We start from the raw sequence: 19,111 nt of genomic DNA, 5'->3' as shown, positions 1-19,111 counted from the left end.
ATTGCTAGTCTAAATATCGCTCGCAGGCTCTTTTCATTTGTTGCGCAACAAACGCAATGGATTTGTTACATTTGCGCAGCAATCGGCGTTTTTTTAACTAATCACGTGTTGATTTGGGCAAATTCGTTGTCATTTCCGATACTAAGACCGTATAATACGAAACGTCATTTCAATTGAATGGTTTCAGCCCTTGATCTGTCGCTACGCAAACTACAACTCATATATGCTTTCGCGCTTATCAATTCTTAAACGCGGAGAACACTTTTCCGCATCCATCCCCCAGCTGTCATCTATTCTTAGTAGTGTTTCTACATCCCGATTACCGACGTTCAAATTTTTAGGCAACGTTAACCTTTTAAGCAACATCGTTTTATCGGCTTCATCTCTTGCTCACGGCAATGTCTTGAGCACTCTGTTTTTTCAATCCATCACAACTTGCAGAAATTAAACTTCATGAAAAAGACCAAAATTGTATGCACCATCGGTCCTAAGACCGAATCCGAAGAAATGCTGAACAACATGCTGACCGCAGGCATGAACGTTATGCGTCTTAACTTCTCCCACGGTGATTATGAAGAACACGGACAGCGCATCAAAAACATCCGCGCTGTTATGGAAAAAACCGGCAAGAAAGCTGCAATCCTGCTGGACACTAAAGGTCCAGAAATCCGTACTATGAAACTGGAAGGCGGCAAAGACGCTGCGCTGACCGCTGGTCAGACTTTCACTTTCACCACCGACCAGAGCGTTATCGGCAATACTAGCCGTGTTGCTGTTACCTACCCTGGCTTCGCCGCTGACCTGAAAATCGGCAACACCGTTCTGGTTGACGATGGCTTGATCGGTATGGAAGTCATTGAAGTTTCAGAAACTGAAGTGGTATGTAAAGTTCTGAACGCAGGCGATCTGGGCGAAAACAAAGGCGTTAACCTGCCAGGCGTTTCTATCCAACTGCCAGCGCTGGCTGAAAAAGACAAACGTGACCTAGTATTCGGTTGCGAGCAAGGCGTTGATTTCGTTGCGGCTTCATTTATCCGTAAACGTTCTGACGTGATGGAAATCCGTGAGCACCTGAAAGCCCACGGCGGCGAAAACATTCAGATCATCTCTAAGATCGAAAACCAAGAAGGTCTGAACAACTTCGACGAAATTCTGGAAGCTTCTGACGGCATCATGGTTGCTCGTGGTGACCTGGGCGTTGAAATCCCAGTTGAAGAAGTTATTTTCGCTCAGAAAATGATGATCGAAAAATGTAACCGTGCACGTAAAGTTGTTATCACTGCAACTCAGATGCTCGATTCCATGATCAAAAACCCACGTCCAACCCGCGCAGAAGCAGGCGACGTGGCTAACGCCATTCTGGACGGTACTGACGCAGTGATGCTGTCTGGTGAAAGTGCTAAGGGTAAATACCCGCTTGAAGCCGTTAGCATCATGGCGACCATCTGTGAGCGTACTGACCGCGTGATGCAGAGCCGTATTGATACTCTGCACGACAGCCGTAAACTGCGCATCACCGAAGCCGTTTGCCGTGGCGCAGTAGAAACTGCTGAAAAACTGGACGCTCCACTGATCGTGGTAGCAACTGCCGGTGGTAAATCAGCTAAAGCCGTTCGTAAATACTTCCCAGATGCCATGATCCTGGCTCTGACCACTAACCCAGTTACCGCTCGCCAGCTGATCCTGAGCAAAGGCGTGGTTCCTATGCTGGTTAAAGAGATCGCTTCTACTGACGATTTCTACCGTATCGGTAAAGAAGTTGCGGTTGAAAGTGGTCTGGCTCAGAAAGGCGACATCGTGGTTATGGTTTCTGGCGCACTGGTTTCCAGCGGCACCACCAACACCGCTTCCGTGCACGTTCTGTAATAGCATTTATTCTCAATATATCAAGCGCCGGTTTCCGGCGCTTTTTTTTTACATTTGTACAGCATTTTTTCCTCTTGAATTCGTATTATTAATATAATTAATTTTCAAATCAAATAAGATGAATCCAATAGAAATGACCTGTTTTCTCTCCTTTTTTTAACCTTTTGGCAAAAGAAGGCGTTTCTTTGAGCGAACGATCAAAATAAAGCGATTTAGTACGAAAAATTTATTCTCTTTAGAAAATAGTTTGTGTAATACTTGTAACGCTACATGGAGATTAACTCAATCTAGAGGGTTTTATAATGAATCGTACTAAACTGGTACTGGGCGCAGTAATCCTGGCTTCTACTATGCTGGCTGGTTGTTCAAGCAATGCTAAAATCGACCAACTGTCTACTGATGTTCAGACTCTGAACACCAAAGTTGATCAGCTGAGCAACGACGTTAACGCAATGCGCGCTGACGTTCAGACTGCTAAAGACGACGCAGCACGCGCTAACCAGCGTCTGGACAACATGGCTACTAAATACAAGAAATAATATTTCTTGAGTCATGTAATAAAGGCGCACTTCGGTGCGCCTTTTTTTATCTCTCAATTCCGCCCTTTCCCGCCCTTCTCTTCGCCGACTTGCCTTTAGCCCGCTTTTTTAAGATCAGCCCAGAACCTTCTTACATCGCAGCAATAAAAAAAGGACACCTTGCGGCATCCCTTTTAAATAATGTGAGACTGCGCTCAACGCTCGCTGTGAGTTTTTACTCTGTGGCGCTAGTCGAAGTTGCCTTAGCTTGCGTAATCTTCACTGCGTTCGTTTCAGGCTCTGATTTCACTTCCTGACCATGGTTCACAATCACCGGCATACCTGAACGGCGCTTCACAGCCTCGTCAAACACCAAACGATCGGTTAGCTGGCTGTCAGCAAACTTCTTCGCTGCTGGTTTTAGCGCAATATGCATCGTTTGTGGATCGTCTTTCTCAGTGCGCGATAGCGGCTGGTGCACTTCTACATAGCGCTTGCCATCGGGCTCCACCGACACTTTCACGGGGGCATTCACGATCTGCACGCGCGTTCCTTTTGGAACGGTTTTAAATAATGCTTCGATGTCGTCAGGACGCAGGCGGATACAACCAGAGCTAACGCGCATGCCAATACCGAAATTAGCATTAGTACCGTGGATCAGATAAACCCCACCCTGTGCGGATAGGCGCAGCGCGAACAACCCCATCGGGTTTTCAGGACCCGCAGGGACCACAGCAGGCAGCGTGATACCCTCGGCTTTGTAATGCTTGCGGATATTGGCCGTTGGCGTCCACGTTGGGTTAGCAATCGGCTGAGAAACGCTGGTCACCATTTCTGGCGTATTTCGCCCTAGCTGACCAATACCAATCGGATAAACCACCACCTTGCTCTGCCCTTTCGGGTAGTAGAACAAACGCATTTCAGCCAAATTAATGACGATACCCTCACGTGGGGCATCCGGTAGCAGCATCTGAGTCGGAATCGTCAGCACCGTACCCGGTTTCGGCAAATAAGGATCTACGCCAGGGTTAGCTTCCAACATCCCTAGCAACCCGATTTGGAAGCGCGCGGCAACATCCTCTAGCGGTTTGCCATTATTCTGTACGGTAAAGGTGGTGTTTTCGCCAATCAAACGGCTGTCTGGCGGCGGCAAAGGGTATTCGGTTGCATTGGCGACAGACGTCCCTGCCATCCATACCGAAAGCAACATAGTTACAAGAGGTAGTGCACGCTTCATGCTTGATTCCCAGTCTTATCAGTTATCCTCCAGGCCGAAGGATAATTAATTAATTGTACAAGGCTGTAGAACTGCCCGTTTTATAAACACCAGTTATACTAACAGCCAGAGAGGAAAAGGCAATTTAAATGCCAGTAAATCAATGCGTTACTAAAATATTTTTACTATATATTTCAGTTTGTTAACGGTTTCGCTGCTAATATGCACAAAAAATTAACCTTCGTGAATCAGATTGATCTGTTCTTCGGTATACGCTAATGATGCAAGCTGCACAAAAAAACCGCACCCCATTTCCCAGCAACTATAATTAATCAAATTGCGCGACTTCTCGCCCATCCTTCTTTCACGTCCCCGAACCGGGTGGAAATATTCAGGTGGAAATATGGTGCGCTGCCTATTTTTACTCATTGCTCTCTTCTTCATTGGCACTGCGAGCCACGCAGCGCCGAGCAAAACCCTTTCGCTTCCTACCACCATCAATTCTGTCTATGGTGATTTCGATGCCATGCAACAGCGCAGGATCATTCGCGTTTTGATCCCCTACAGCAAAACTTTCTATTTTTTGGATAACCAAGGCACCCCGCGTGGGCTGATGGTTGAGCTGATGCAACAGTTTGATAAAACGCTAAATAACGGCATCAAACCCGACAAAAAGATCCATATCGTCGTCATCCCCACCTCACGCGATAGGCTGATCCCTGATTTATTGGCGGGCAAAGGCGATCTGATTGCCGCAAACCTCACCATTACACCAGAGCGCCAACAGCAGGTTGATTTCGCCCTACCGCTAGCCAGCGGCGTGCATGAAGTGATTGTGGCCAATAAACTTCAACCGACACTCACAACGCGAGATGATTTAGCGGGAAAAAGCGTCTTTATCAATCCGTCCACCAGCTATGTGCAAAGTATTGCGCAGCTTAATCAACATTTAATCAGCAACAAGCTGGCGCCGGTTGAAGTCATTAATGCACCGGGCAATCTAGAGCCTGAAGATATTTTAGAAATGGTGAATGCGAATCTGGCGGGTTACACCGTCGTTGACCGCTATCTCGCTTTGCTCTGGCAGAAGATCTATCCCAATCTAGTAACCTACGATCAATTCTCATTACGAACCGATGGTAATATTGCCTTAGCCGTTCGCAAAAATTCACCGCAGCTGCTCGCCGTTCTTAATCCGTTTTGTAAAGCGCATAAATTAGGCACATCGTTTGGCAACCAGCAGGTTTATAAATATTTGCGCAGCGTTAAGTGGGTAAAAAGTGCCACATCAGAAAAAGAGATCGCTAAATTCAACCAGCTCACGACCATATTCCAAAAGTATGGACAGGAATACAGCGTAGACTGGCTGCTGATGGTGTCACAGGGTTATCAAGAGTCACAGCTCGACCAAAGCAAACGTAGCCATAGCGGCGCGATTGGCATCATGCAGATCCTTCCCAGCACGGGAAAAGATCTTAAAGTCGGCGATATTTCATTGGCAGAGCCTAATGTCAATGCGGGAATTAAATATATCCGTTTTATGCAAGACCGTTATTTTGCCGATCAGCCAATGGATGAACTCAATAAGATGCTCTTCACTTTTGCGGCCTACAATGCCGGGCCTGCGAAGATAGAAAAACTGAGAAAACAGGCCAAGCTGATGGGGCTTGATCCTAACCGCTGGTTTAATAACGTGGAGCGCGTGGCGCAATTGAAAATAGGCAATGAAACGGTGCAGTACGTGAGTAATATTTTCAAATATTACGTTGCTTATACCCTCATCAAGCAGCAACAACAGAAGAAAGAGCAGGCCGTTCCGCCTGCTCCCAGCCAACCTAGTGCTTAATGATGTACATCGTCTGGCTATAGGCGACATCTTCAGGGTTAGTAATCGGATAGCCCTTCACCCAAGGCTTAATTAAGCGGCCATTGGTGTATTGATAGATCGGCGCAATCGGTGCTTGGTCGGCCAAAATTTGCTCGGCCTGCGCGTAATCTGCGTTACGTTTACCGGCGTCGGTTTCCTCGCTGGCCTGTTTTAATAGTTTGTCGTATCCCGGGCTGTTAAATTTAGCGATATTGCCGTTATGGGTCGACGTCAACAGCGTCAAGAATGTCGATGCTTCATTGTAGTCTCCCACCCAAGACGCACGAACCACATCAAATTTGCCGGTGTTGCGGCTATCGATATAGGTTTTCCACTCCTGATTAGTCAGTTTGACCTGTGCACCCAACGACTTTTTCCACATGGAAGCCACCGCGATCGCAATTTTCTGGTGGTTCTCTGAGGTGTTGTACAGCAAGGTGAGCTTTAACGGCTTATTCGGCCCATAGCCTGCTTCTTTCAGCCATGCTTTCGCTTGTTTGTTGCGTTCAGCCTGCGTCATTTTCTGAATAGCCAGCGGTACAGGCTCGAATCCTGCGGTTACATCTGGCGTTAAATGATAGGCAGGCTTCTCACCGGTACCTAATACTTTCTCGGCAATAATCTGTCTGTCGATGGCGTACGAGAGTGCTCTACGCACGCGAGCATCATTGAGCGGCGCTTTTTGCGTGTTAAAGGCGTAGTAATAGGTGCCTAACTGGTCCGGCGTATAGACCTGCTCGGGAATATCCTTCATTAATTTGTGATACATGTTTTTAGGGAAGGATTCTGTGATATCAATATCCCCTGCCAGATAGCGCTTGGTTGCCGCAGACTCTTGATTAATCGGGATAAACGTCACTTTAGTGATGACGGTATTTTTATGATCCCAATAATACGGATTAGGTTTTAACACAATTTTTTCGTTAACCACCCGTTCCTGCATGGCGTATGCGCCGTTACCCACCAAATTCTCTGGCTTAGTCCAATCGTTACCGTATCTTTCGATGGTTTTTTGCGGTACGGGGAACAAACTAAAATTAGCCAATAAGTTTACGAAGAACGGGACGGGCTTATTCAGCTGAACCACCAGCGTATGCGAATCCGGCGCAGCGACACCTAATTTTTGTACCGGCACTTGGCCGCTAATAATGCCTTCGGCATTGGCAATACCCGCCATTTGCGCAAACCAAGCAAACGGCGACAGCGTTTTAGGATTCACTAAACGCTGCCAGCTATAGACGAAGTCATAGGCCGTTACCGGATCGCCGTTCGACCACTTAGCGTTCTCACGTAGCTTAAACACATAGCGTTTATTATCGGTCGTTTGCCAACTCTGAGCCACGCCGGGCGTTGGCTTGCCGTCTGCGCCCTGATTAACCAATCCTTCAAACAGATCTCGCGCCACCTGCGCCTCGGGTAATCCCACCACCTTTGCCGGATCTAACGAAGCCGGTTCATCTTTAATATGACGAACAATCTCTTGTTTTTCAGCCAAAACGGTTCCCGCAGGAACCTGCGCGGCCTGCGCAGAAACGAACCCCGAAGCAATCAATACGGATAATGCAGTAATACGAAAAAGATGCATAAATAGAACCCTATATATCCAAAATCATTGGCACGGCCGGCAGCATTCCCTAATCCCAGACACCGTTATTCCCCACGCTCGTTTATTTTTGTCGTTGCGAACGTTTTCTGAGGTCAAAAAGTGTGCCTTAATAAGAAGGTTAACAGACGGAAATTATTCAGACTTAGACCCAAATAATTGGAGTTACATCCAAGCAGAAAGCGAGCACGGATGCAGCTTCAAGTATGACGGCATTATTCTACTATTACGGGAAAACTGTTGCATGGGAAATGGTGTAAAACAGATCCGCCCTCGCTCCGAACGTGGCCAAATTAGCGCGACGGCGGTCACCTATGGACATTCGTTGCTCGGCGCACCGCTTCTCTATTTCCCCGCCGTTCAACCTGACCGTGATACAGGGCTGATTATTGCGGGCACCCACGGTGACGAAACAACCGCAGTCATCGCCTTGTCCTGCGCATTACGCAGTCTCCAGCCGATGCAGCAACGTCACCATGTCATTTTGGCGGTCAACCCCGATGGCTGTCAGCTAGGATTGCGAGCAAACTCTGCTGGCGTGGATCTCAATCGCAATTTTCCTGCGGCTAACTGGCTATCCGGTCATAGCGTATATCGCTGGAACAGCGCCAGCAGCGAAAGAGATGTTAGGCTATCTACCGGCGACGCCGCAGGCTCAGAACCCGAAACGCAGGCGCTCTGCCAGCTGATCCACCGTTTGAAACCGGCGTGGGTCGTTTCATTGCATGAGCCTCTCGCCTGTGTGGAGGATCCGCATCAAACGCTGCTCGGGCAGCAGCTTTCCGCCGATTTTGAACTGCCTTTAGTGAGCAACGTCGGATATGAAACACCGGGATCATTTGGCAGCTGGTGTGCTGACCTCAGCCTGCCCTGCATTACGCTTGAGCTACCGGCGATTTCTGCCGATCTCGCCAGCGAAAAATACCTTCCGGCACTGCTGGCGCTGATCGACTACGATTTATAACCCGTGTTTTACGCAGGCACTTTAAGCTGAATACCACCACAGCTGAAATTTAGCGCAGGACTCGCATCCTGCGCCAGCCACGTCGGACCATCGAAATCCACGAACTTGGCCGCTGGCGCTAACGGTAAAGCCGCACGAATGGCGCGAGAGGTGCAAATCATGCAACCCAGCATAATCGCCATGCCCTCTTTCTGCGCTAATGAACGCAGCGCTAGTGCCTCCGTCAGGCCACCGGTTTTATCCAGTTTGATGTTTATCATGTCATAGCGGCCTTTCAGCGCGGCAAAGTCATCGCGGGTATGACAGCTTTCATCTGCGCAAATCGGTAAGGGATGAATGAAATGAGCCAGCGCCTCGTCTTGATTCGCGGGTAAAGGCTGCTCCAGCATCACAACGCCAACATCGGCCAACAGCTGACAGCGCGCCGCTAGTCCTTCGGCCTGCCAAGATTCATTGGCATCAACGATTAACGTCATCTCGGGTACAGCGGTACGGATCGCCATCAATCGTTCAGTAATAAGATGATCGTCGAGCTTGATTTTCAGCAACGTCGCACCCTTCTGGAATAAAGAAAGCGCGGTGGAGGCCATCTGTTCCGGCGATCCAATTGAGACGGTCTGCGCCATCACAATACGTTCTGGCTGTGGCACGTTGCATTGTTCCCACAGCGTGATGTTGGTTTGCTTACACACCAGATCCCATAGCGCACAGTCAACCGCATTCCGTGCCGCGCCTGCCGGTAATCTTGCTAATAACTCACGGCGATCAAGTCCGTTCTCAATAGCGGATTTCACCGAGGCAAGCTGCGCGAGCACAGAGTCCACGCTTTCGTCATAGCGCGCATAGGGCGTACATTCCCCGACGCCAACCACGCCGTCTTGCTCAATTTCAACGACGACAACGTAAGCTTCTGTTCGGCTGCCCCGAGCAATCACAAAGGGGGTATGCAAAGGCCAAACTTCTGAATAAAAACGCATTGTTTTCATGCTTATTCCTTAGCGCTAATAAAAGGCAGAATGCGGATAGCTGAAGTATTAGCCAAAAACATCATAATGTTATACCCAAAATAGTTCATGTTGCATTGAGGCAGCAAGTGAGCGCATCCCGATGAGCTTACTGATGTAAGTGACTCGGGTGTGCGAATGCAGCTAACAAAAATGCAGCATGAAATATGAAGGGTATACGTAGATATTTAAAATTGTTCGTATATTCAAGGCTATCGTGTTAGCGTAAACTCTAGTTCGTGTTAACTAACTGTAATAGGAAATACCATAATGACGCAGACAGTTCATTTTCAAGGCAACCCAGTACACGTAGCCGGTAAAATCCCTCAGGCTGGCGATAAAGCCAAACCTTTCAAACTGGTAGCCAAAGACCTTTCCGATGTTGATCTGGCAAGTCTGGCTGGTAAACGTAAAATCCTGAATATCTTCCCAAGCATTGATACCGGCGTTTGCGCAGCATCAGTGCGAAAATTCAACCAGCTGGCAAGCCAGACTGATAACGCCGTTGTGCTGTGCATTTCGGCCGACCTTCCTTTCGCTCAGTCTCGCTTCTGCGGCGCTGAAGGTCTGAACAACGTCATCACGCTGTCGACCCTGCGTGGTGGCGACTTCAAGCATGATTACGGTGTTGCCATTACCGATGGCCCATTGGCCGGTTTAACCGCGCGTGCCGTGGTCGTTTTAGACGGCAACGACAACGTGGTCTACAGCCAACTGGTGAATGAAATCACCGAAGAGCCAAACTACGATGCGGCATTAGCTTCTCTGAAGTAATTCTGTTGCGATATTTATTGTAGTCACGATAGAAACAAAAACGCGGTGCTGAATTCAGCACCGCGTTTTTTTAGTTCTCTTCTGCGTCTGGGTGAGTTTCCACATGACGCCGACTGCTAAGGCCATACTCGCGGAGTTTATTGGCAATCGCGGTATGCGATACGCCTAAACGTTTTGCTAGCTTACGCGTGCTTGGATAGTTGCGGTACAAACGAGTTAGCACCGAACGCTCGAAGCGCTTGCAAATATCATCCAGCGAACCGTCCAGCACTTCGTCACCCAACGCCATTTCAGCTTCAAACTCTGGCAGAACAACGTCTTGTGGACGCAGCTCATAGCCCTCGAGCTGGGTTAACGCACGATAGATCGCATTCTTCAACTGACGAACGTTGCCCGGCCAGCCGTACTGGCTAAGGAACGCGTTCAACTCAGGTGCTAAACGCGGTCTTGGCATCCCTTGCTCATCGGCAAAGCGCGAGACAAACAGCTCGGTCAACGGCATGATATCCTGCGTACGTTCGCGCAGTGGCGGCAGATTCAACGTCAAGACGTTAAGGCGATAATAAAGATCCTCACGGAACAATCCGCGCTGCACCAGATCGATCAGGTTTTTCTGCGTCGCACAGATAACGCGAACGTCTACGCTCACCTCGTGCTCTTCACCCACGCGGCGGAATGTGCCGTCGTTGAGGAAACGTAGCAGTTTGGTTTGCATACGCGGTGACATCTCACCGATTTCATCCAGCAATACCGAGCCACCGTTGGCCTGTTCAAAGAAGCCTTTTTTGCCTTCCAGCGCATTCGGATAAGCACCCGCTGCGTGGCCAAACAGTTCGCTCTCGGCCACGTCGTCTGGCAAGGCGGCACAGTTCAATGCCAAGAAAGGCTGTTTGCCGCGTGGGCTACGCAGATGACAGGCGCGAGCCAGGACATCTTTACCGGTACCGGTATCGCCCACAATCAGCAAAGGTGCGTCTAACATGGCGAGCTTACGCGCCTGCTCGAGCACCTGACGCATTTTCGGGCTAACACCAATAATGTGTTCGAATTCGCTATCGTCATTCACCGTGAGGTTTTGCAGCTGACGCCCAATGCGAACCGCCGATTTCAACACCACAACCGCGCCCACGGGGGCAGACATTTCGCCCTGCTCTTCACCCAGATAGATTGGCGTGATATCCATCAGATAATCTTGACCGCGAATAACCACTTTTTCGGCATGGGGAGCAACGGTTTCGTTCTCCAACCAACGCAAAAAGTTGTAGCCGCCAATCAGTCCACCTGCGGTTTGATTACAGATCTTGTCTTCTGTGGTACCAAACAGCGTTAGCGCCGCTTGGTTTGCCAGCTCAACCTTCCCTTTCATATCAATAGAGAAAACGGGCTCCGGCAAGGATTCTAGCAACGCCCACATAGCACGGTGTTCACGCTCTGACGGCATGTATGGCACGGTGCGTACGTCGGTGACACCGCTGATGCGGCGGATCTCTGCCATTAACTGACGGAAGACTTCAAAGTCAAGTTCATTAAAATTCAAATAGATACGACCGATGGTATCGATCTCAATCCCGCGCAAATCAATATTACGCGCTGCCAGCAGATCCAGCAGTTCTCGGGTTAAGCCGATTCGGTCTTCACAAAAAACTTCCAGGCGCATCAGTTTTGACCTTAATCTGCATATTACGGTGTGTAAAACATACGTGTAGATACACGAGAGAAAACCAATTGCCCTACATCACGTTGACTATCATTGTGATTGTACGACAACTGAAACAGTAACTGTCAGTATAAGTTGACAGATCTTTCTATTGTTATCCAGCCAGTCATATCTGATTTACAACTTAGCTAACTATAAACTTGAGCAATGACGCCTCAACAATTGTTACAACAGACTATATAATTGTCTCCAAAGTAGGCATCATGCAAATAACATCATATCTAGACAGCAGAATCTTATCACCTATTCATCACACATTTTAGATATAAATAGGGGAAGTGCAGCATATGATCATCCGTCAGGCCGTCCCTGCAGACTATGATAGCATTTTGGAAATTCAGCGACTGAACACGCCTGAAAATCTGGATGCTGAAAACCTCCAACAGGGATACATCGTTTCACAAATGAGCCGAGCCCAGCTTGAAGCCATCAACAGCAAACTGGGCATTTTAGTTGCCGTTGAAGGCAAAACCGTCGCCGGATTCGTCTGTATGACTGCAACCTGCGCCAAACCACATCCTCCGGTGATTGATGCGCTGCTCGAACAGACCGAAACCCATTCGCTTAATCAGCGTCCGATGACTGAACTCAACCCTTTTCTGTACGGGCCAGTATGCATCTCGCGCCGTTTTCGCGGCGCTGGCGTGCTTTCCCAGCTTTTCACTGCGGTAAAAGCACATATGCATGGAAAATACGACGCGGGTTTGGCCTTTATCGCTGACGATAATCCGCACTCGCTCGTTGCCCACATTCAAGGACTTGGCATGAGCGATGTCACACGCTTTCGCTTCGATGGAAAAGATTACCACCTTGTGGCTTTTGAGGTATAAATAACAGCTTAGATATTGTTTCAATGAGATTTTATTTAACTATACCCCAAATAATTTGCGCTGATTTATGGCGGCAAGTGAGTAAATCCGATGAGCTTACCCTCGTAAGTAATTTGGATGCACCAGCGTAGCCCATGCCAAAGCAGCTTCAAGTATGAAGGTTATAAAAGGATGGTTATCCCCCATGACAAACACCTTTTTCGTTACGGCCGACTGGCTATCAGCTCATTTGAGCGACGATGATATTCAGCTCATCGACGCACGTATGCCTCCGGCTGGACAAGAAAATCTGCGCGATATCCATGCCGAATTTATCGCTTCACATCTCCCCGGTGCGCTGTTTTTTGATATTGATGCCCTCTCCGATCACTCGAGCCCACTCCCTCACATGATGCCATCAGCTGAAAAATTCTCTGCTGATATGCAAGCGTTGGGAGTCAATCAGGAAAAACATCTGGTGGTATACGACGAAGGAAACCTGTTCTCAGCCCCGCGTGCGTGGTGGATGCTGCGCACCTTTGGCGCAAACAAGGTTTCCATTTTAGCCGGTGGTTTTCATCAATGGAAAGCACAGGGGTACGAGCTTGAAAGCGGGATGCCAACGCCTAAACCGGCCTCCTTTAGCGCTCAATTCGACCCGACCGTGGTTAAAAACGCCAACGATGTTTTGCTAGCAACACAAACTCACAGCGCTCAAATCGTTGATGCTCGCGCGGCTGCACGGTTTAAAGGTGAAGTCCCCGAGCCGCGTGCGGGACTACGCCAAGGTCATATTCCCGGCAGCCACAACGTGCCGTGGGGAGACTTAGTTAAAGACGGGGAATTGAAATCAAACCAAGAATTGAAAGCGATCTTTACCGCTGCGGGCGTGAGCTTTGAACAACCGATTATCGTTAGCTGTGGCTCAGGCGTCACCGCGGCGGTGGTGGTTCTGGCGCTGACCACGTTACAGGTTAACGGCGTGGCGCTTTATGATGGTTCATGGAGCGAATGGGGAGCCAATCCCGAATTACCCATTGAGTGCTAGTCAACTTGGGCAGAATGCAACATGACCCGCCGTTGTATTCTGCCTATGAACGCTTAAGAATTAACGCAACATATCACTGTTTATCAGTATTTTTCTTCGGCGCAACGCGCTTCAACTGAGTAATCAGCTCCTTACGGAAATCCCCCAAACGCGGTTTATCATTTTCCAGCCACGGCAGCGGGCGACATAGCTCCATCGCTTTAATCCCCAAGCGCGCAGTCAGTAAACCAGCACCGATGCCCTGCGCGGCACGCGCTGAAAGACGAGCGGCTAGATCTTGCGAGATCCAATCCATACCCACTTCGCGCACTAGCTCGGAAGCACCGGCAAAGGCAATATTGAGCAGCACCAAGCGGAATAAACGAATACGGCTGAAATAACCTAATTCAATGCCGTACAGTGCCGCAATTCGATTAATCAGACGGATATTTCGCCACGCGATAAACGCCATATCCACCAGCGCCAACGGACTGACGGCGATCATAAGGGTCGATTCCGCGGCGTAGCGGCTGATTTCACGCCGAGCCTGAACGTCCAGCACCGGTTGTACCAGTTTGCAATACAGCTCGACCACTTCTCGATCGTTATGTGTTTCATGCAGCGACGCCTGCCAGCGCTGTACCGCTGGATGGCTCTGATCTAGATTTGCCTGCTGCATCAGCTTTTCACAAAACGCTTTACCCTGCCCGATACCGTGGCTATGCAACAAGTCGCGCGCAACATCGCGCTCTTGCGCCCGCTCACGTAAACGATAAAGACGTCGCCATTCCGTGATGAGCGAGCCAACGCCCGCCAATACGATCAGACCACCGGCAACGGTGCCGCCCAGCGCAATCCAGTCCTGCTGAACCCACGCCTGATGAAACCACTGCACACCTTGGGCAATCACGCTCACACCAAACAACGCTAAACCAGCACCGACCATGCGCCGCCATAGGCTGCGCTTTGGTTTAAGCGCCGCATTGATAATGCCTTCTGCACGCCCTTCGTCCTGCTCTTCCGTCAGGACTTCTGGCTCGGCTGGGAGGAAATTTTCAGCGTCCTGTGGCGCAAACTGTTGGCTGGCTTTCAGCACCATTTCCGGCTCGGTCGCCAGCGGTTGGTCAAAATCAATTCTTGGTTTTATCGGTTCGCTCATCGCAGCTTATCTCCCAATAAAAACTCCATCACGCTGTCCATGCGGATATGCGGTAATGGGCTGTCCACGTTCATACTCTGTGGGCGGAAATCTTCAAAATGGAAACCCTGCTTCTGCCAGAATTCGTTGCTGGGCAAACGCGCGGGCACTTCACCGGGAAATACGGTCAGTGGCTTCTCATCGGCAAGACGATATCCCTTCAACGCAGGGATTTTCTGTCCGTTATGCTCGACCAAACCGCTCTGTGTAGCCTGTACCGAAGCGATACCGGCGCAGTCCATGCTAATCCCTTCAAACGCCGCATTTTGCCATGCATCCTGCACCAGCTGTTGAAGCAAAGAGACCAGATTGGCATGCTGATCGGCGGTGACGTGGTCAGCTTTAGTGGCCGCAAACATTAGGCGATCGATGCACGGCGAAAAGAGCCGGCGATACAGCGTGCGTTTGCCATAGTGGAAACTCTGCATCAGCTGAGTTAGCGCCAGACGCATTTCATTAAACGCCTGCGGCCCGCTATTCAGCGGTTGTAGACAATCCACCAGCACAATTTGACGATCGAAACGAACAAAGTGCTCTTTGTAGAAGCCCTTCACCACTTCATTGCAATAATAGTTGTAGCGCGAACGCAGCATGCCGATGTTGGAATGCTTATCGGCCTGAGCCAGTTTAGATTCCCCAATGCTTTCAACCTGTGGCCAAGGGAAAAACTGCAACGCCGGCGCACCGGCCAAGTCGCCAGGTAACACAAAACGTCCCGGCTGAATAAAGTGTTGCCCTTCTTCTTTGCAACGCAGCAGATAGTCGGTATAGGCCTGTGAAATTGCCGCTAACTGTTTTTCATCTGCCGGTGCTAGCGGATCGCATTGTTCACACAGCGCTAACCATTCTGCGGCCCACTCTTTACGCTGCCCCTGCAGCAAACCATTCATCTGGCGTGACCAGCTCAGATAGTCTTGCTCTATCATCGGCAAGTCGAGAAGCCATTCGCCGGGGTAATCGACAATTTCCAGATACAGCGTCGAGGTATCTTTAAAATGGCGCAGCAGCGAATCATTACTGCGAAATTTCAGCGCCAAACGGATCTCACTCACGCCGCGCGTCGGCGTTGGCCACGTCGGCGGCATGCCGTAGAGCTGTGACAGTCCTTCATCATAGGTAAAGCGTGCCACGCCAAGATCGCGCTGCGGAACGCGCTTGGCGCCGAGCAACCGCTCTTCACGCACGGCAGAAAACAGCGGCAAACGAGCACCGCTGTGAATATGTAAAAGTTGATTAACCAGAGAAGTGATAAATGCGGTTTTTCCGCTCCGACTTAACCCTGTCACCGCCAAACGTAAATGGCGATCGACACCGCGGTTAACCAGAGACGCTAATTCATTTTGTAGCCTTTTCATTCCTCTCCTTACACGAAGCCGTTATGGCTTTTCAGCTCCGTGACGATATCGAGACGTTGCCTGACGAACTGCGCGCTGTAATAAGGGTTCTAGCCCCCATATTAACAGCCAGCGCAAAGGTCGCCACGTTACATAACGTAATACACCGGCGGCAATACCGGCTGGGGCAAAGGTCAGCCCCAAAAGCAAACCGTTCTTAATCAGGCCAGGCAGATGACGCCGAGCCTTACGGCCACCTGCACGCAGCATATCAGCAGGTTTAAATTGACTCATCGTTTTCTCCCCAGCGTGTCATTAATAAAACTATAAATTCTGGAAACGCTTATTGACGCCAAACGTTTCCGAAGTCACATAACGTTCCAAACGACGCAGGCGCTGCTCGCATTCGTTAAGTTCGGTGGTAACCACCAGCATTTGCTGACGCGGTGACGGTTGATGATCGCCGCTCAGCTCCGCCACTTGGGCGGTTGGCAGCGTCATGGATAACACCACGTACAATATCGCGGTGATGATAAACAGGCCGCAGAAAATCGACAGCACTGCCATCACGCGCACCAAGGCAACAGGAACGCCCATATATTCGGCCAGCCCTGCGCAAACGCCTTTCACCACGCCTCGCTCAGGAATGCGATACAGTTTTTTACCGCTCATCGGCGTTGTCATTAAGCGTCCCTCCAGTTTGGATGCTCCGCATCCAGAATGGATTCCAGCGCGCTAATGCGTTGACGCATGCGCTGTGCTTCTTCATTTAACTGCGCTAAGCGCTGCACTTCCTGCGTTTGCAAGACGCTGTCGTTTTGCTGACGATTGCTGTAATGCAGCCATAGCCAAACAGGTAATACAAACAGCACAAAAATAGTCAGAGGGATGGCAAGAAAAAGGTAGCCCATCGTGAATTCCTTATTATTGGTTTACAGCCATTAGCAACAGTCTATTCCCTTCTCCGGCGTTATGGATGTATTCCATACCATAACGCCGGTCATTTGATTCTACATCGCGCTTATTCAGGACGATTCATTTTGGCTTTTAGCGCCGCCAACTGCTGGCCAATTTCATCATCGGCTTTCAGATCGGCAAACTCTTGATCCAGCGATTTCTTTTTGCCTAAGCCCATCGTTTCAGCTTCGGCTTCCATGTGGTCGATACGGCGTTCAAACTGCTCAAAACGCGCCATCGCTTCATCTAATTTACCGCTGTCGAGCTGACGACGAACTTCACGCGATGATGCAGCGGCCTGCTGACGCAGCGCCAGTGCCTGTTGGCGAGCACGCGTTTCCGTCAGTTTGCTTTCTAGTTCGGTGATTTCGCGCTTCATGCGATCCAACGTTTCTTCTACGTTGCTCACTTCATGGCGCAGCGTGGTCAGCAAATCACTCACTCGCTGTTTTTCAATTAACGCCGCACGTGCCAGATCTTCTTTATCTTTACGCAGCGCCAGCTCGGCTTTGTCCTGCCACTCATTGAGCTGAGTTTCACCCTGTTCAATACGGCGCATCAGCTGTTTTTTCTCGGCTAAAGCGCGGGCGGAAGTGGAACGCACTTCGACCAAAGTATCTTCCATTTCCTGAATCATCAGGCGAACCAGCTTCTGTGGATCTTCTGCTTTATCCAGCAGCGTATTGATGTTGGCGTTTACGATGTCGGCGAAACGAGAAAAAATACCCATTGTTAATACCCTCACTCTTGCGTTGCGGCGTGCGTTTGGTTCGGCACATCCGTTGTTAAAATGGTTTACTGTCTCGCAAATACATAATCAACTATCGTGCCAACTTTTAAATTAAAAATAATAAATTGATTTATAAAGAAAAAATAAAAATTGTTGCCACCAACAGGCAAAACATGATGTGATGAATTTAGCCAACAGATAGCGAAATTCACTAAATGGAATCCTGCGATGTCAGATAATATTGAAAATATGCTCGGCCAAGCCAACAGCTTCCTTGAGGTGCTGGAGCAGACTTCGCAGCTGGCGAAGTTGAATAAACCGGTATTAATTATTGGCGAACGTGGAACAGGTAAAGAGCTGATAGCTCATCGTCTGCACTATCTGTCTAATCGTTGGCAGGGGCCGTTCGTGTCGCTGAACTGTGCCGCGCTCAATGACAACTTGCTGGATTCCGAGCTTTTTGGTCATGAGGCCGGTGCGTTTACCGGTGCGCAGAAGCGCCATTTAGGCCGCTTCGAGCGTGCCGACGGCGGTACGCTCTTTCTTGATGAGCTGGCTACCGCGCCAATGTTAATTCAGGAAAAGCTGTTGCGCGTGATTGAATATGGTCATTTAGAGCGCGTAGGCGGCAGCCAGCCTTTGCAGGTCGATGTGCGCTTAGTATGCGCGACCAATGCTGATTTACCGGCGATGGCTGAAGCGGGTACCTTCCGCGCTGATTTGCTGGATCGCTTAGCTTTTGACGTTATCCAACTTCCGCCGTTAAGAGAGCGTCGCAGCGATATCATGCTGTTGGCTGAGCATTTTGCCATGCAGATGTGCGGTGAACTGGGGCTCGCATTCTTTCCCGGCTTCAGCGATGGCGCGCGGCAAACGCTACTGGATTACGGCTGGCCCGGCAATATCCGTGAATTGAAAAACGTGGTGGAGCGATCGGTCTATCGTCATGGTGATTCACCCGAACAGTTAGACGCGATCGTGATTAATCCGTTTAAACATCGCACAACCGACTTGCCCTCTTCTGCCAGCACTCCTACGGCGTCACAAATAGATGCACAAACAGCGCAGCCGTCTTTACCCATCGATCTTAAAGATTGGCTGGCAGAGCGCGAAAAACAGATCATTATTCAGGCGCTGCAAGAGAGTCGGCATAATCAACGTCAGGCCGCGGAGTTGCTGAATCTGACCTATCACCAACTGCGTGGGATCATGAAGAAGTTGGGGATTCAGGGATAAGGTTAGCAACGAGGTTTCGGTAAATTACAGATAAAAAAAAGCCAGCACCCGGCTGGCTATAAAGTAGATCTGGAAGCAATGTGAGCAATGTCGTGTTCTTAAGAGAATTAATTGCCCTGAGGAGGCATTCTCTAAAGAACGAGATGGATGATAATGGTTATCACTACCATGTGTAAAGTGGTTTGTTGCGAATTTTTCTTATTTGTATTTGCAGCGTGCGCCAGCTCACATCTTCTTCGCCGCTTTATTACGCAATATTTAGCGCAAAACCCCACTGCTGCGTGATTTCTG

General features: G+C 49.5%; 18 protein-coding genes. 8 read left to right on the top strand and 10 right to left on the bottom strand.

Annotation, left to right across the window (positions count from 1 at the left end; all coding sequences use genetic code 11):
* Positions 1 to 453: 453 nt before the first annotated feature.
* The gene (pykF, locus tag CPY98_RS09660; protein ID WP_025801234.1) at positions 454 to 1,866 is read left to right on the top strand and encodes a pyruvate kinase PykF; all 1,413 of its coding nucleotides are present in this window, start codon (positions 454 to 456) and stop codon (positions 1,864 to 1,866) included.
* Positions 1,867 to 2,168: 302 nt separating this feature from the next.
* Complete coding sequence (locus CPY98_RS09655) at positions 2,169 to 2,405, top strand: major outer membrane lipoprotein (RefSeq protein ID WP_025801233.1); 237 nt, start codon at positions 2,169 to 2,171, stop codon at positions 2,403 to 2,405.
* Positions 2,406 to 2,619: 214 nt separating this feature from the next.
* Here CPY98_RS09655 and CPY98_RS09650 read toward each other — a convergent pair whose 3' ends face one another.
* Positions 2,620 to 3,621: a L,D-transpeptidase family protein gene (locus CPY98_RS09650; protein WP_043493097.1), complete on the bottom strand. Its 1,002-nt coding sequence runs from the start codon at positions 3,619 to 3,621 to the stop codon at positions 2,620 to 2,622.
* Positions 3,622 to 4,003: 382 nt separating this feature from the next.
* Here CPY98_RS09650 and CPY98_RS09645 point away from each other — a divergent pair, with 382 nt between their 5' ends.
* Positions 4,004 to 5,446 carry a transporter substrate-binding domain-containing protein gene (locus tag CPY98_RS09645; RefSeq protein ID WP_096387491.1) on the top strand — a complete coding sequence of 481 codons (1,443 nt, stop codon included), beginning with the start codon at positions 4,004 to 4,006 and terminating at the stop codon, positions 5,444 to 5,446.
* On the opposite strand, the gene CPY98_RS09640 is transcribed toward CPY98_RS09645, so the two are convergent.
* Positions 5,436 to 7,052, bottom strand: a complete 1,617-nt coding sequence (locus tag CPY98_RS09640; protein ID WP_096387489.1) for an ABC transporter substrate-binding protein — start codon at positions 7,050 to 7,052, stop codon at positions 5,436 to 5,438. The genes CPY98_RS09645 and CPY98_RS09640 overlap by 11 nt on opposite strands.
* Positions 7,053 to 7,314: 262 nt before the next feature.
* Here CPY98_RS09640 and mpaA point away from each other — a divergent pair, with 262 nt between their 5' ends.
* The gene (gene mpaA, locus CPY98_RS09635) at positions 7,315 to 8,034 is read left to right on the top strand and encodes a murein tripeptide amidase MpaA (protein ID WP_046450222.1); all 720 of its coding nucleotides are present in this window, start codon (positions 7,315 to 7,317) and stop codon (positions 8,032 to 8,034) included.
* A gap of 8 nt (positions 8,035 to 8,042) precedes the next feature.
* Here mpaA and ycjG read toward each other — a convergent pair whose 3' ends face one another.
* A complete protein-coding gene (gene ycjG / locus CPY98_RS09630; RefSeq protein ID WP_096387487.1) occupies positions 8,043 to 9,020 on the bottom strand; it encodes an L-Ala-D/L-Glu epimerase in 978 nt (325 codons plus the stop codon).
* A 288-nt stretch (positions 9,021 to 9,308) separates the two neighbouring features.
* On the opposite strand from ycjG, the gene tpx reads away from it, so the two are divergent.
* A complete protein-coding gene (gene tpx, locus CPY98_RS09625) occupies positions 9,309 to 9,812 on the top strand; it encodes a thiol peroxidase (RefSeq protein ID WP_025801227.1) in 504 nt (167 codons plus the stop codon).
* A 70-nt stretch (positions 9,813 to 9,882) separates the two neighbouring features.
* On the opposite strand, the gene tyrR is transcribed toward tpx, so the two are convergent.
* Positions 9,883 to 11,469 carry a transcriptional regulator TyrR gene (tyrR, locus tag CPY98_RS09620; RefSeq protein WP_025801226.1) on the bottom strand — a complete coding sequence of 529 codons (1,587 nt, stop codon included), beginning with the start codon at positions 11,467 to 11,469 and terminating at the stop codon, positions 9,883 to 9,885.
* A gap of 347 nt (positions 11,470 to 11,816) precedes the next feature.
* On the opposite strand from tyrR, the gene CPY98_RS09615 reads away from it, so the two are divergent.
* Both CPY98_RS09615 and sseA read left to right on the top strand, forming a co-directional pair.
* Positions 11,817 to 12,359 carry a GNAT family N-acetyltransferase gene (locus CPY98_RS09615; RefSeq protein ID WP_025801225.1) on the top strand — a complete coding sequence of 181 codons (543 nt, stop codon included), beginning with the start codon at positions 11,817 to 11,819 and terminating at the stop codon, positions 12,357 to 12,359.
* Between the two features lie 184 nt (positions 12,360 to 12,543).
* The gene (sseA, locus tag CPY98_RS09610; protein WP_043493092.1) at positions 12,544 to 13,386 is read left to right on the top strand and encodes a 3-mercaptopyruvate sulfurtransferase; all 843 of its coding nucleotides are present in this window, start codon (positions 12,544 to 12,546) and stop codon (positions 13,384 to 13,386) included.
* Positions 13,387 to 13,459: 73 nt separating this feature from the next.
* On the opposite strand, the gene CPY98_RS09605 is transcribed toward sseA, so the two are convergent.
* From CPY98_RS09605 to pspA, 6 genes are all read right to left on the bottom strand, one after another.
* On the bottom strand, positions 13,460 to 14,524 hold the full coding sequence (locus CPY98_RS09605; protein ID WP_043493090.1) for a YcjF family protein: 1,065 nt from the start codon (positions 14,522 to 14,524) through the stop codon (positions 13,460 to 13,462).
* Positions 14,521 to 15,918 carry a YcjX family protein gene (locus CPY98_RS09600; protein WP_096387485.1) on the bottom strand — a complete coding sequence of 466 codons (1,398 nt, stop codon included), beginning with the start codon at positions 15,916 to 15,918 and terminating at the stop codon, positions 14,521 to 14,523. The genes CPY98_RS09605 and CPY98_RS09600 overlap by 4 nt, the downstream gene beginning before the upstream one ends.
* A gap of 21 nt (positions 15,919 to 15,939) precedes the next feature.
* On the bottom strand, positions 15,940 to 16,191 hold the full coding sequence (locus CPY98_RS09595; protein ID WP_040045045.1) for a phage shock protein PspD: 252 nt from the start codon (positions 16,189 to 16,191) through the stop codon (positions 15,940 to 15,942).
* A gap of 30 nt (positions 16,192 to 16,221) precedes the next feature.
* Positions 16,222 to 16,581: an envelope stress response membrane protein PspC gene (gene pspC, locus CPY98_RS09590; protein WP_096387483.1), complete on the bottom strand. Its 360-nt coding sequence runs from the start codon at positions 16,579 to 16,581 to the stop codon at positions 16,222 to 16,224.
* Complete coding sequence (pspB, locus tag CPY98_RS09585; protein ID WP_025801219.1) at positions 16,581 to 16,808, bottom strand: envelope stress response membrane protein PspB; 228 nt, start codon at positions 16,806 to 16,808, stop codon at positions 16,581 to 16,583. The genes pspC and pspB overlap by 1 nt, the downstream gene beginning before the upstream one ends.
* A 110-nt stretch (positions 16,809 to 16,918) precedes the next feature.
* Positions 16,919 to 17,584 (bottom strand): phage shock protein PspA, encoded by a 666-nt coding sequence (gene pspA, locus CPY98_RS09580; protein ID WP_025801218.1) that lies wholly within the window; start codon positions 17,582 to 17,584, stop codon positions 16,919 to 16,921.
* A gap of 228 nt (positions 17,585 to 17,812) precedes the next feature.
* Between pspA and pspF the strand changes: the two genes are divergently transcribed.
* Positions 17,813 to 18,820, top strand: coding sequence for a phage shock protein operon transcriptional activator (gene pspF, locus CPY98_RS09575; protein ID WP_096387481.1), 1,008 nt, complete (start codon positions 17,813 to 17,815; stop codon positions 18,818 to 18,820).
* Positions 18,821 to 19,111: the final 291 nt, after the last annotated feature.

This window comes from Hafnia sp. CBA7124, from assembly GCF_002355555.1.
In the GTDB taxonomy this organism is placed as follows: domain Bacteria; phylum Pseudomonadota; class Gammaproteobacteria; order Enterobacterales; family Enterobacteriaceae; genus Hafnia; species Hafnia alvei.
This window is presented reverse-complemented; position numbering and strand designations above follow the sequence as displayed.